Origin of the sequence: Enterococcus sp. AZ084, assembly GCF_051714905.1 — a bacterium.
GTDB classification, from domain to species: domain Bacteria; phylum Bacillota; class Bacilli; order Lactobacillales; family Enterococcaceae; genus Enterococcus_B; species Enterococcus_B pernyi.
On the sequence record NZ_JBIOSS010000002.1, the window covers coordinates 71,335 to 85,101 of the forward strand.

At 36.2% G+C, this 13,767-nt stretch carries 11 protein-coding genes and 1 pseudogene; 10 read left to right on the forward strand and 2 right to left on the reverse strand.

Translation table 11 applies throughout. From position 1 onward, the window contains the following. Positions 1-552: 552 nt before the first annotated feature. The 6 genes from IGI79_RS14260 (at position 553) to IGI79_RS14285 (ending at position 7,805) form a co-directional block, all read left to right on the forward strand. Positions 553-867, forward strand: a complete 315-nt coding sequence (locus IGI79_RS14260) for an LPXTG cell wall anchor domain-containing protein (RefSeq protein WP_347082644.1) — start codon at positions 553-555, stop codon at positions 865-867. A gap of 16 nt (positions 868-883) precedes the next feature. Beyond that, complete coding sequence (locus IGI79_RS14265; RefSeq protein ID WP_347082642.1) at positions 884-1,699, forward strand: WxL domain-containing protein; 816 nt, start codon at positions 884-886, stop codon at positions 1,697-1,699. A gap of 84 nt (positions 1,700-1,783) precedes the next feature. Then, complete coding sequence (locus tag IGI79_RS14270; protein ID WP_347085532.1) at positions 1,784-2,812, forward strand: DUF916 and DUF3324 domain-containing protein; 1,029 nt, start codon at positions 1,784-1,786, stop codon at positions 2,810-2,812. A gap of 13 nt (positions 2,813-2,825) precedes the next feature. After that, positions 2,826-5,393: a WxL domain-containing protein gene (locus tag IGI79_RS14275; protein ID WP_438770946.1), complete on the forward strand. Its 2,568-nt coding sequence runs from the start codon at positions 2,826-2,828 to the stop codon at positions 5,391-5,393. A 562-nt stretch (positions 5,394-5,955) separates the two neighbouring features. Next, on the forward strand, positions 5,956-7,434 hold the full coding sequence (locus IGI79_RS14280; protein WP_438770945.1) for a helix-turn-helix domain-containing protein: 1,479 nt from the start codon (positions 5,956-5,958) through the stop codon (positions 7,432-7,434). 20 nt (positions 7,435-7,454) lie between these two features. Continuing rightward, positions 7,455-7,805, forward strand: a complete 351-nt coding sequence (locus tag IGI79_RS14285) for a DUF7006 family protein (RefSeq protein WP_347082509.1) — start codon at positions 7,455-7,457, stop codon at positions 7,803-7,805. A 420-nt stretch (positions 7,806-8,225) separates the two neighbouring features. Here IGI79_RS14285 and IGI79_RS14290 read toward each other — a convergent pair whose 3' ends face one another. Continuing rightward, positions 8,226-9,545, reverse strand: a complete 1,320-nt coding sequence (locus IGI79_RS14290; RefSeq protein WP_347082699.1) for an IS4 family transposase — start codon at positions 9,543-9,545, stop codon at positions 8,226-8,228. A 427-nt stretch (positions 9,546-9,972) separates the two neighbouring features. Here IGI79_RS14290 and IGI79_RS14295 point away from each other — a divergent pair, with 427 nt between their 5' ends. Next, a complete protein-coding gene (locus tag IGI79_RS14295; RefSeq protein WP_438770943.1) occupies positions 9,973-11,727 on the forward strand; it encodes a P-loop NTPase fold protein in 1,755 nt (584 codons plus the stop codon). Positions 11,728-11,789: 62 nt separating this feature from the next. On the opposite strand, the gene IGI79_RS14300 is transcribed toward IGI79_RS14295, so the two are convergent. Continuing rightward, positions 11,790-12,398: a recombinase family protein gene (locus IGI79_RS14300; protein ID WP_438770942.1), complete on the reverse strand. Its 609-nt coding sequence runs from the start codon at positions 12,396-12,398 to the stop codon at positions 11,790-11,792. A gap of 294 nt (positions 12,399-12,692) precedes the next feature. On the opposite strand from IGI79_RS14300, the gene IGI79_RS14305 reads away from it, so the two are divergent. From IGI79_RS14305 to IGI79_RS14315, 3 genes and pseudogenes are all read left to right on the forward strand, one after another. Continuing rightward, positions 12,693-13,091: a hypothetical protein gene (locus IGI79_RS14305; RefSeq protein ID WP_438846080.1), complete on the forward strand. Its 399-nt coding sequence runs from the start codon at positions 12,693-12,695 to the stop codon at positions 13,089-13,091. A gap of 67 nt (positions 13,092-13,158) precedes the next feature. Then, positions 13,159-13,506, forward strand: coding sequence for a hypothetical protein (locus tag IGI79_RS14310; RefSeq protein ID WP_438846081.1), 348 nt, complete (start codon positions 13,159-13,161; stop codon positions 13,504-13,506). A 97-nt stretch (positions 13,507-13,603) separates the two neighbouring features. Continuing rightward, a pseudogene (locus IGI79_RS14315) lies at positions 13,604-13,767 on the forward strand (DinB/UmuC family translesion DNA polymerase); the annotation flags it as partial.

Here is a 13,767-nt window from a genome sequence, read left to right on the forward strand (position 1 = left end):
TGACATTGGGGTATACTCTATTGGGTTCCTACCAACTATCTAAACGAGCTTAATTAAGTCAACTCTCCATGAACAATTAACTTAATCAAACTTTAGTTTTCCACCTTTTAGAAGGGTTGCTCTGAAAAATAGTGAATGCGTTATTTGACTGAATCTAGATTTCGTAACGATTTATGACCAAAAAATATTTTCTAAATTACATGGATCAATCAAAAGTATCCAGAGAAAAAATTGCTGTACGCTCTTTTTAATGATTCTTTTTTAATATTCGTTTTTCTAAATTTGCATACCGAAGTGAAAATTTCGATTATTTATTTTGGTGAGAATCTTGTAATATAAGAGATGCAAATAAGGCTTCAAGTTGATCCTTATTTTGTTTAATGATTTGCATCAAAAACCATCGTTTTTTAGAATTTATATTCGCTATTTATATTCTGAAATAGAAAGACTAATTTAATAACTTTTTTAAGACATTTGATTCTATCGAATGTCTTTTTTTTTGTCTCCTTAAAAACGATGAATTTTGAGAAGAACATTAAAGGAGGAGGGAATATGCGAAAAACGGTCGGCCAAATAATCGTTCTATGTTTCCTAATAATAGCGATGCAGTTTCCGTTGCTGGTTTACGGTACACAGGTCCAATCCGTTGAGTCAGAAGGATCGATTGGATTTACCGGGGCCTATGAACCAATCGGTCCGCCAGACCCACCACCTAGCACTAGCCCACAAAAGCCAGACGGTACTTTGCCGAAAACCAATATGATTGATAGCTCACTTGGACTATGGATCGGCAGTTTCTTAGTGGGTAGCGTTTTATTAGCCTTAGGGTACAAAAGAAGAAAAGCAACACAAAAAACAATTAAATGAAAGTAGGAATTTAAGAATGAAATTTATCCGGTTAGCAACTGTAGCTGCATTATCAACAACCATTTTTGCCGGAGGCGTACAAGCCTTCGCCGAAGAAACTGTTCAAGAGAAGGAAACACAAGAAGTTCGCAAAACAACCACTGAGGGTCAAATCACCTTCACGCCAGGAAATGATGACACAGTCGTTGATCCTGGACCGGATGGTCCTGATGTAACTATTCCGCCAGTCACTGGTCCTGATGGAGAAAACAAAGGACCTTTAACAATCGCAACTGTGCCAACAATGAACTTCGGTTCACAAATTATCTCAACTACAGATGAGCATTACAATATGGTCGCTGAAAGACAACAAAAAACAGGAACAACCGGTGAAGAAAATAAAGTTCCTTATGTAAGTTTGGCACAAGTCCAAGACACCCGCGGTACCAATGAAGGATGGGAATTAAGTGTAAGTTTAACAGAATTTGAAGCACCTACGGATACATTAAACAAGGTATTAAAAGGCGCAAAAATCACGTTATTCGATCCGGCCCTACGCTACAGTATCGATGATGCAGCTCAAGCACCGAGCATTCATGCAAGTGGATTGGAATTGATTCCAAATAATGATGCCGTACCGATTATGACGGCAGCTAACCAAAAAGGTGCTGGTACCTCGACGGCTGTTTGGGGAGATCATGATGCGATTGCAAAACAAGTAGAAGATGGCGCAGCTGTTGTAGAGAATGAAGCGATTCAATTATTCGTTCCTGGTTCGACTGCTAAAGATGCGGTAACGTATACCTCTACCTTGACATGGGAATTAGAACTAACACCTGAAAATGACCTTTAAGAAGTAACAATTTCCATGTTCCATTAGTCACTAGTAGCGTTACAGATCTCTGTGGCGCTGCTTTTTTTAGAAAGGATTAAAAAAATGAGACACAAACAAATTACGCAAAGCGGGCTGTGGCTCCTAGTGATACTTTTCCTTTTCTTGCCCATTTCAGCCCAAGCTGAAGAGACGGCCTTAAATACACATGTCACCCCGCTTTTTCCCGAAAGTCAAGTCGATGAAGGTAAAGGGTATTATGAGCTATTACTCGCTCCTGGTCAAAAAGAGACCTTGCAGCTGAAAGTCGGTAATTCCAGTTCAGAACCAATCAATGTCCAGGTGACACCGCATACGGCGTATACCAATACTTTGGGAAATGTCGAGTATGGCAAAGATGCCGAAGAAGCAGATCCAACCTTGGTTCACTCCTTGGATGAACTGATGACTCCTTCGGAGGTCATTACACTCGCAGGAAAAGAAACAAAGGTCATAGACATTTCTTTACAGATGCCTAAAGACGCCTTTGAAGGGTATTTAGCTGGTGGTTTACGAATCACCGAAGTAAAAGAAGAGGAAGAAAGTGAAGCACCAGAAGGAGAAGGGGTAGCGATCAAGAATGAATTTGCCCATGTGGTAGGTGTGGTCGTCAGTAATACCCGAGACTCGGTGCAACCGGAGTTGGAACTATTAGATGTGTTTGCGGATCAATTGAACTATCGCAATGTGATCAGTGCCACGCTACAAAACTTCACGCCCACCTTTGTCAATCAATTGGCGGTGGAAGCTACCGTGAAACGAGCAGGAGAGAGCGACGTTCTCTATGAGGCCAGTAAAGAGAAGATGCAGATGGCGCCCAATTCGAATTTTAACTTTCCGATTTCTTTAGAGGGAGATCGTTTTCGAAGTGGGAACTACGTGTTAGAACTAACCGCAAAGTCGGGAGACAATGAATGGTCCTGGACTCGTGAGTTTACGATCGATGCCGACGATGCCCGTAAGTTAAACCGCGAAGACGTCATGATCGACAACAGTCCGAATTGGTGGATGATCGGTGCGCTCATTTTGTTAACTCTATTGGTCGTGATTCTGCTTTATCTCGCTCTAAAGAAAAGAAGGCAAGAAAAAGACTAAGGAGGAATGTAGCGTGAACTTTCGCAAACAAGCTTTGGTATGTACTACACTCTTACTATTGGCACATGTGATACCATTGGGAATCACACGAGGCTATGCAGAAACGAATGAATCCATAGATGAACAGACACTCACTGATTTTCGTAGCCATATACCAGATTATGTAGCAATGAGTACCGCTGTTGCACCGGTTAAAGAAGCACCGCCAGTGGTTCAAGAGTTTTCATTTGTAGAAAAGACTTTTCAGACAGTCACGAATCAACCAGTTATTTTGCGTTTTACAAGTACTTATCCTGCAGATGAGGTTCTGGTGCGGGTACCGAGGGAAGGGCAAGTACTGGCAAATCATTTTTCTGATGGAGAGTCTATCACTCACTCCCATGGAGAATACTGGACGCTTCACACAAAAGAACGACAGACTGAATTTACACTTCCTGTGGTGTTTGCGACACCGGGAAACTACTTCTTAACTGTCGATCATGACGCAGATCATTTCTATTTAGAAGTAGAGGAAAGTACTCTGAAATCAGAGGACCAGAAATCTTCTGACTTAAAGGATCAAGAGAATACTGGCCTCGAAGAGCAGCCATCAGAAAGTCAAGATGTAGAAGTGATGAAGGATATTCCTGTTGCAGTTCAATCAGTCGTGGCAGCTGAGAAGAACCTATCGATACCCGAAGAACTAATTCAAACAGAAACAAATCGGATTTTGGAAGCCTCTGTTGATCCTCAGAGAAATACAGCTACACCTAGCAATTGGTCTCAATTTAGAAGTGCATGGAATGACCAAAGAACTGTCTCAATAGTAATTACTCAGTCAATTTCCTATTCTAGCTCGATTTTAGGAAGTTCATTAAACACCAGAAACACCTCGGTGAATATTATAGGCAGACCCGCAACTCAAGCTCATGCAGTACTCAGTATGTTTGGCTCTAACAATAATTTAGAACTGAGTGGAGCAGCTACTTTAACATTAAATGGTTTGTCTTTAATGGGTGCAAACAGTGCAAACACCAATGATCCTATTATTAAACATAATGGCAGCGGTCTAGTTGAAATAAATAATATACTTGCATCATATAATAGCAATCCATCTATTATTCATGCTCAAAATATTAATCTAAGAGGATACTTTGAATTGAATTCACCTTGGGGTGGTCCTGCGATATCTTTGGTTCGTAGTGGAACACTAACTATAACTCCAGCACCAGATAGAAGAAGCAATATATCATCTAGGAGTGCTGTTGCCAATAATCGTATAAAACCTATTGAATCTGACTCTTCCAGCAGGATTATAATAAATGCAAATAGACTGACAATGGCAATGAATGTTTCTACGCCTAAGTCATCCTGGCATTCTGTCAATGCCACTCTCACTGGGGTGAATGGCTCACAAGTACTAACTAGTGAATCGGATCCAAATGATTTCGAAGAACGTTACACCCAACTGTTCGGAGAATCATGGTATAGCACACTTATATTTAATGGATCTGGGAGTTCTTGGGTCACTCCCCCGCGCCCTTCCTATGTACTTTCCTTAGAAGCGAGTCCTACTGTTGGGGGAATGCCTATGGCAGAAACAACAACGATTATTCAAGGGGAGACAACCATGATTCATGCGAATCCAGCGGAGAGGTTTGACTTTCTTCGTTGGGAAATAGTATCCGGAACCGGAAGCCGTATTTTAAACCCCACAAATGCAACGACTACTTTTACAATGGGGACTACTGATACAGTTGTACAAGCAGTCTATCAAAAGAAACAAGGGGGAGACATAACGGTTGAATATGTTGATAATGCTCTAAAGGAGTTGTCAGAGACAGAGATTATCAGCGGACTGATTGATGAAGAATATGAGACTGAGGCTAAAGAAATTGACGGATATACTTTAACTGAAGTGCCCAAAAATGCATCAGGAAGATTTACCGAAGAGGCACAGACTGTTACTTATGTATATACTAAAGATATTCTAGATCCTGTGTTACCAGTCGATCCATTGGCACCCGAAAAAGAAGTTGATCCAGAAAATCCACCAGAACTTCCTGAAGATCAAGGGACACTGAGTATTGATTTTGCGTCACGCTTTTCATTTGGAACCCAAGGCATTTCTGCGCAGACCAAGCGCTATTATGCACAACCCCAACACTTGTTGAATGCTGACGGAAGCATCAATGACGCAGAAGAGCGACCAAATTATATCCAAGTCAGTGATCGTCGCCCAGAAGAGGAGCGTCACGGTTGGCAATTAGCAGTTACACAAAATAATCAGTTTACGGATCGTCAAGACAATCAACTTAGAGGCGCACGTTTGTTGCTTAATAACCAACAATTTGCATCTGTCCAAGAATCTAACGAACCAATGCTTCAAAATCAAGACGGGATTGTGCTGATCCCAGAAGAAAAAACGCTTCTTGTGACCGCGCACGATGGTCAAGGAGCGGGGACTTGGATTTATCGTTTCGGCAACAGGGAAAGTGCAGGTGAAAGTGTCGCCCTTGAAGTTCCACCAACGGCGAACCCAAGAACAGCTACCTATCAAACGACCCTTACGTGGGAATTGAGTGCAGTTCCCGACAATTAGTTGAAAAAGAAAAGGGCTGCGGCTCTTTTCTTTTTCTTCACAGAAAGAAAAAATTCAGAATTTATTTTATCATTTAGTCTTTATTACCAAAGACTATGTGTGGAGTAATATTTTTAGGGCTATCAGAAAAAGAGTGCATCATAGCTCAGACTCTGATCAATCAAACTGGCTTTGGACGTCGAATGATCATGTAATACATATAAGTAGAAAAAGATTATTTCGATGAGATGATCCAATTGGTCGGTAATGAAAAAGGTTACCAATTTTCTTTTTTTACGCGAAGGAGGTATTATGATAAGAAAGAAGCACTGATTCATGAAGAAAAGCCTTTTTTTGTTTGTGGATCAGTTAACTATGGGGAAAGAACTGACCATCCTTTATAGATGATTTTAGCGAATCAATTATGTTTCCTAAGCCATATCAAAGTAATGAATCAAGTCCCAAAAAAAGTACGCACAGGAAGGCTTGAATTAACAACTTTGCCCACAAGAGAAACAATCTAACGAACATTGTGTGGTTATTGTGAAGGGAAAAGGAACAAAATGAAAAAGTGAGGATAGGTATGCGCGAATTACAAATTGCTTTTATTACGAATGCCGAGATCCGTCGCTGGATGCGGATTTTGACTATTATTGAACGAGAACACCACTTTACGATTGTTGCGGTGAGTGAACGCTTGATGATCTCGCAACGAACGATGGTCAAAGATATTCAAGCAATCAAAAGTTACTTTGGGAAGACCATTGAATTGCTTTCACTGTATAACGGTTTTCATTTTGACGAACGTGACCGGGTAGGATACCAAGAAAAGAAAGAACAACTGTTAGAGAACGAAGTTCTCCTTGATATTGTCGGGACGATTTTTTACGGAGAGCCTATCGCATTAGCTGACTTGGCACACCAGTACAGTTATGCCGAAAGTACGTTGCGTCGGTTTTTAGTGAAAATTGAACCGCTCTTAGCTGAATATAATCTAACATTGACTCTTACCCCCGTGAATTTTGTAGGGGAAGAAGCCGACATCCGCAAGTTTTTTTTTGATTTTTATTACAGCAGTGAACAGACCCCCTTTACGATTCGTCCGCCCGAAGGGCTGCATGCATTGGTTCTGGATGAACTATCTAGCAAGCTGGGGGATTATGAGCTGGGGACAGGGACGACCGTTTCTGCTTTTTATTACCATCTTTATATCACGATGGTTCGTGTCAAACAACATCAGTTTATTTCATTGCCTAAGTGGTTGAAGAACGTCGATTATCAGGAAAAAGATTTTCAGCTACTTTATTCTTTACAAGCGAGGATCCATGAGGAATATGAGATCTATCTGCCAAAGGAAGAATTCGCTTGGGTCCATCTATCGATCATTTCCAAGCGAACGATTCATCGAGTAGATCAAGAACATACATTCAGTCAACGATTCAATCAGTGGGATGGCCTTGAACAAGTGGTATCAGATTATCTGTCGGATCCCTTCTTTGCACAATGGGATACCGACACGTTAGGGGAATTTATGACGTCGTTTTTAGTCTCACGTCTGATCAATGAAGCGTTAAGTCCGGTATTGAATAAAGAGTTAGAAGAAGTCCGTATCATGGCCAAGCAAACCTATGGACAGATCCATGAGATCAATTCCTGCTTCTTACAAAAGCATGCACAGACACTTCGCTTTTCAGCAGTGACCTTTGAAGATGTGGCCGTCAGTTTTACGTTATACATGGATATGTTGTTTCATTATTACCAACCCGTCAAGCAGGTTTTGTTTTTACTGGAAGGAGATTATTTGGTGGTGCAATCGATTCGACTGCAGGCCCAGGAGCTCTTAGGTAAGCATTACAATTTACTCTTTCTTCCACTGCAGGAATTGACGCAGGAAAGCTTGAATGATGCGCAAATTGATCTGATTGTCACCAACTACCGACCGTACCTTTTGGATTACGCACTGGAAACCGAGTATATCTTGATGAACAGTCTTCCGACGGCGCAAGACTGGACACGGGTCAAACATCGATTGAATCCATTGATCGACCGGATTGTTTTTTAAAAGAAAGAAGGAAAAGAAGCATGACAGGATTTACGACAAAGGAGGCCTATTTACAGGGCTTTCAGAAAACTTTTGAAGCAGCAGGAAAACGAAAAAGCCCAGTCCTAAAGGACTATTTACACAGGCAAACGGACCGATTGGAGACCCTCATAGCACAAATCTCTCAAGATAATTTTTGGCAAGTCTGGCCAGAGATCTTAGGGATCGATGCGAAGCTGGGAATTGTTTCGGAAGTGCTTGTCTTTGATAATTTTTCGGATGAGGCCATTATTCGAATGGTTGAAACGGATTACCGCACCTATTTCAAAGAATTATGCGGGTATGATCTCAGTATGGAACCGAAACATTCCATAATTTTCAATGTTCTATGATTGTTTAATGGGTAGATCGTCCAAATTATTACGAAAAAGATTTTGTAGAGTGTTCAAAAAATTACATTTTGAACACTCTTTTTGATAAGTATTGTTCCAGAAAAAAATTTTTCAACTCTATAAACACGACTAAATAATCTTTTAGTGAAAAATGTGAGTAAAGCTTCTTGTTCAGATAGGGGTATGATCAAAATTAAAAGTTATTGCTTCTTATTTATTGTTCTTTTAGCAGTTAACGTAATTAGGTTCAGTAAGATATTTTCCTAGAGACCAACAGAGTATACCCCAATGTCATTAAGTTAAGGCAAAAAAGTAAATAATAGTCTCAAGTATATCGCTTTTTTCTTATTAACTTGACCAATTTTATATTTTTAAGCAACACAAAAAAACGTCCTATATGGTATAGTCCGATTTATAATATTAGGCAATACGATATAAAAAACCAACAAATTTCTTTTTTGTTATATTTCTCTGGTCACTCCGATTCTGTCGTATGGGGAGGAGATATCTTCTTATCAAAATTTCTACATTGACGGTTTGATCAAGAAAAAATCTTTTACAAATGCCTATAGCTTGTGTGAAATTAAGCTGATAGAACTGCTTTAAAGGAGCTGATAACGCCACTACCTGAGCAATTTCCATTGAAAAGTTGTATATAATGAGACGAGCGTAAATTTCTTGAATAATAAACTCTAGTTTCTTTGAGTGGAATTGGTTTAAACCTAAGGCATATTTTAATTCTCTAAAGGAAGTTTCAATTCCCCAGCGTAAGTGATAAAGTACTTTTAAATCTTCGCTTTTAAAAGTGAAGGAATCAAGATTCGTGACTAAAGATTCATAACTATCCTCACTCAACTTAATCCGAACGACTCTGAGACTAACGGGATAGCTTTCTTTTGAATCGGATGGGAGATAATCAAAGCTGGCTTTTTTACGCACAAATTGATAGCTTTTGTCAGCTTTGATTTTATTGGTCTGTCTTCTTGTTAACCAAAGGTTAACCTCTTTATCAAATGTTCCTTTTTGAGGTAATCCAAGTCCTTTAAGAAAGCCATTACTTTTGGTATCTTTTACTCGAATTACGAATTTTTGACCACTTTTTCTAATATGTTCGTACACGTTAAATGACTCATGACCACGATCTGCAATAATAATTGTCGGCTTTTCAAAAGTAAACTCATCAACCATTTGACACAAACTGCTCCGTTCGTCTAGCTGTCTAATTTTTTGGAAGTTTACCGATGCATAGTATTTATTTAATGGGTCATATAAAGCATTGAGATGAAAAGATCCTACAGATTTATCAAACTTTCCGATGGTGTAATGGGATTCAGGATCGTTTTCATCATAAGGAATATTAATATCGGAGCCATCATGAGCCAATAGTTGGTACCCTTTATATTGCTTGTTTTGGTTACTTGAAGGAATGGTTCGGTAGAAGAGTTGTTTGAAAGCTTCAATCTTTATTTTACTTCGAGCCTGTACAAATGCGGAAGCAGTTGGCGTTTGAAGTGTAAAATCAAAGTAAGAGAGTAATTCACTAGAAAGACTTTGTCCACCGAAAGAGAGAATAATTTTGAGAGTGGTCTCAAAAGATAATTTTCTATTTCGTGAAAAATCAAGCGGAGATTGAGCAAAAATTTCAGGTTGATTTGTAATACAGCGAATTTGATCTTCTAAATTTTGTTTGATTTTATGAGCTGCTTGAAGTGTGGATGAAATGTTGATGGTATTAGACATAAGGGCACCTCCAGAATAAGTAGCGCTATGACGTTTTATTATTGTTAAAATAATTGTATCAAGAGAGTGTCCTTTTACATAGAAAAAATAAAGCAGGGAAACTTAAATGTTTTCCTGCTTTTTTCCTTAACTTAATGACATTGGAGTATACCCTGTTGGACACTTGCGTATCTGTAATGTACTTGAATTTATAGAATCACAACTAAGTTGAGCAATAGGGAATAAATCGCTAGTTAGTATTATTACTAAGTTGTGCTAAAATCTTATTTGATAGCTATATGAATCATAAAATATATACTTTTAATGAACTGAAATATATCATAAAAAAAGATACATTGGGAAATTTATTTCTTAGGAGGGAATTACCATAAAACAAATAGAGTTAGAAAGAATTGATACTGCGGAATCGGTAAGAAGGTTTTCAGAATTGATTAATGAAAAAAAGACATTTTTTTTAAATGGACCATGGGGATCTGGAAAAACTGAATTTTTGAATATGGTAAGCGATCAAGTATCAGAAAAAAAATTTATATATTTAAACTTGTGGGAGTTGAAAGATGAGAGAACAGTAATTCATATAGGAGTTAACCAATTATTTCATAAATGGTATATATTCTTTAAAATATTGTTTGTTATTTGTGTAGCAATTTCAATTTTGGCGACTCCAGTTATTAATTTGGGTTTAGAAGGAATACTTCCTAGTATTCTTATAAAATGTGCTGGAGTAATTGCTTTATTAGTAGCAATTTACCAGTTTTTTAAAATTAAATCAGATCAGTTTTTCTATTCAATCTTAAAATGTAATAGAATAGATAAGCTCCTTAAAAATAAAGTATTGGTAGTAGATGACTTTGATCGTGTATCTGTGAATAAGCAAGATGAAGCATATAAATTATTTAATATATTGCATAATCGCCTACCAATAATTTTTGTAGGTGACATTAAGAAAGTTCCTATTAGCGGAGATAATTATTTACAAAAAATAATTGATAAAAGGATAGATTTACCTTATGTATTACACTCTCGAGATATATGGAATAATTATTTTAAGAAATTAGAAAAAACATTTGATGTCGTTTTACCAGCAGATTTATTAGATCTATTTATTACAGAAAATAGGAATCTACGTGATAGAGTACAATTCAATGATTATGTAAATCAAGAATTCTTTTTACACGGGAAAAAAGACCATGTACAGTGTGGTCAACAGCTAGTGATCATATATATATATTTGTTTCATTATACAAGATACACTGACTTATTAAAGTATGGATATGTGTCATCTAAAAAAGACGAACTCGAACAAACCATAAGTGATCTATTAGGCGATAATAATGACTATCCAGTGTCATTTGCTAAAAGCAAAGAGATGTATTTTATATCTGAATCTGTAAGTAATATGACTGAGAAGGAAATAAATGATATATTGAATGATTTTGAAAATATCAATGAGAACATTTTGAAAAAAGGTGACTATAATGGTGATTTGTATAACTATCTTATGAAAAAATATGATCAATTAGAAGACGAAATTCAGAATATCATATTGAATGCTGCTATACAGAATACTTTGAATAATGATTATAATGATTTATCGAAACTTATAATTTCATTTGAGAAAGAGAAAATAAGAGAAAAATCATTGATACAAAAAACTGATATTGAAAAAAGAATATATGAAAACTGGTCAAAAAAATTAGCAAAATATAGAGTAGATTTGTCACAAAAGCTAAAGTTTATTGAAATGAATTCTATATTATCATTCGATACACTAAGTAAAATAGAACCTGATATTGATGTATTTTCAGAAGAATATTCAGATCAAACGGAAAAACTTTATTATTTATTAACATACTTGTCAAAGTTGGATTTATGGCAAAAGTTTGACAAATGGACACCAAGATTATGGGATAAAATTGAGGAATTGTACCACACAAACCCAAATCATTTTTTATTATACTTTAGATTTAATGGGTTGCTAGGTATTGCTGGAAGAAGAATGGATTTTCTTGAAGAAAACGACTTAATAAGAAATTATGTGGTTTATAAAAAAGTGAAATCGTTAGACAATCCAAATATAGAAATTAAATATATTGAAGATACAATTAAAAAAATAAAACCAAAATTAAATGAGTTGGGTAGTTTAGGTTATCATTTTGAATATTTAGACGAGAAAGAATAACTACCTGTGATAAAAACTTTTTATGACTATGAAAAATGGACTAATTGTAACTCGCTATATAATTATTGATTACTTAGACCTTTCTTTATCCTATAAATAGTTTGTCGGGTTACATTGTATTCTTTAGCAATCTTTGAAATAGCAATTCCCTTATTAAGATCCTCAACGATGCTTTTATAAACAAGGCGACGTTGTGGATCTTTTGCGTCCGCACTATAGAGCTTCGGACGTCCTTTGTAAACACCATTCGCCTTTGCAATCTTTATCCCTTGTGCCTGACGTCGTTTTGATTCAGTACGCTCTTGCTCGGCAATCATTGCCAAGATCTGAATGATCAAATCTTTAATGAATTTATCCAGGAGAGGATTTCCAATTGCTTCAGCCATGATTGGTAAACTAGTGATGATTAGTTGCACATTTTTCTTTTTGAGATAATTGACTGAGTCAATGATTTCGTCATAATTTCTGCCTAATCGATCGATGGCTTCGACAATAAAAATATCTTGTTCACGGACAAAATCTAAAGCTTCCTGGAAAATCGGTCGATGAGTGATCGTTGCTCCAGATTGTTTCTCGATGAAAATTTTTTCTGCACCGAACTTTTTCATTTCTGCAATTTGTCGTTGTTCATTTTGATCAATCGATGATACTCGAATATAAGCAACTTTCAATTTTTTACCTACTTTCTCAAACTATTTAAAATACACCCTAATCATACATTAGAAATCGAGATTTTTCAATGATACGCTAGTGTCTATTTAGGGTACACCCAAATTTAACAAAGATAAACCCCTTGTTCGTATCGTTTTTATACCGCACTATTTCATACGGATGTTCCATGTACCCCAATTACAAATGGGACCAGAAAAAATTCTATATCATGTTAAATGTTAAATTTAATATGGTTTACTAATTGTTAATATAACTATGATAAAATTAGTAAACTTTAAAAAGGCGGTATTTATATGGATAAAAAGAAACTTAAAATTTTGGTAGTATTTTTAAATATCATATTCTTTTCTATTACTTTTTATTTTATTAGAAAGAAAGCATACGAAACAAAGTTAGAAGATGGAATATTTTCTTATGCAATCCAACAAGGTATTCCTAAAGAGAAAATAAAAAAAACTAATATGAAATATTATCCAAAAGGTCAGCGTTACGAATATGAAGTTTATATCAACAATCTTGATGATAATAAATATTTTATTTTTTCTTATGTTTTAAAAGAAAGTCCATTTAAATCATATTTATTTCAAGAAAAAATAGATACTACTTCTATTGATTCTAGTGCATATATAGATGGTTCTATCGTGGGAATAGAAGATAAAATGGCTGAACCTTTGCTTGATAAAATTCAATGATGATAACTAGATATAATTTAGGGTTATGTCGACTAGATGATTAAATAATATTTATAGGATGGTTATTATGAATGAAGAGGAAATGAAAGAGTATTACGAAAAAATAAAAAAAGAAGATGAAGTGGATCTAGATTGGTTAATTGCATTAAAAAGAATAAAATTAGATGATAAAAGAAATTTTTTTAATTTAGTTCTTGTGATTTTTATTTCTGGATTTGCGTTAGTATTGCCTAACTTTCTTTTTGTAGATGTTCAATTGACTAGTATAATAGGCACGATTTACTATTTAGCTTGGTATATATTTACAATATGTTGTGCTGTTATTAGCTATAGTATATATAAAAAAGATGTTGGTAAGGTTTTAGTAGAATTAGAGGTATTGGAGTATATTAAAAAACGACTGTTATCGAAGTGAAGGTTATTCCTTAATTAATAGAGAGGGATTTTAATAACGTAAAAAAAACGTGTTCATACGAGCATTCTAAGGTCAGGTTCAGTCATTAAGATGTATCATTGATCGAACGGATATCGCAGAACCACCAGAACCACCAGAACCACCAGAACCAACTAAAGAGAAATCTTATGACAATTCTCAGGTGCTACCGAAGGACTATACGAGGAAAGAAGAAGTTGAAATCGTGGTGAAGGAAATGGCAGAACAAGTGGCTGCACGTAT

What these genes read in the sequence shown, in the direction of transcription:
- IGI79_RS14260 (WP_347082644.1), top strand. Translation starts at nt 553, where the DNA reads ATGCGAAAAACGGTCGGCCAAATAATCGTTCTATGTTTCCTAATAATA.
- IGI79_RS14265 (WP_347082642.1), top strand. Translation starts at nt 884, where the DNA reads ATGAAATTTATCCGGTTAGCAACTGTAGCTGCATTATCAACAACCATT.
- IGI79_RS14270 (WP_347085532.1), top strand. Translation starts at nt 1,784, where the DNA reads ATGAGACACAAACAAATTACGCAAAGCGGGCTGTGGCTCCTAGTGATA.
- IGI79_RS14280 (WP_438770945.1), top strand. Translation starts at nt 5,956, where the DNA reads ATGCGCGAATTACAAATTGCTTTTATTACGAATGCCGAGATCCGTCGC.
- IGI79_RS14285 (WP_347082509.1), top strand. Translation starts at nt 7,455, where the DNA reads ATGACAGGATTTACGACAAAGGAGGCCTATTTACAGGGCTTTCAGAAA.
- IGI79_RS14290 (WP_347082699.1), bottom strand. Translation starts at nt 9,545, where the DNA reads ATGTCTAATACCATCAACATTTCATCCACACTTCAAGCAGCTCATAAA.
- IGI79_RS14305 (WP_438846080.1), top strand. Translation starts at nt 12,693, where the DNA reads ATGGATAAAAAGAAACTTAAAATTTTGGTAGTATTTTTAAATATCATA.
- IGI79_RS14310 (WP_438846081.1), top strand. Translation starts at nt 13,159, where the DNA reads ATGAATGAAGAGGAAATGAAAGAGTATTACGAAAAAATAAAAAAAGAA.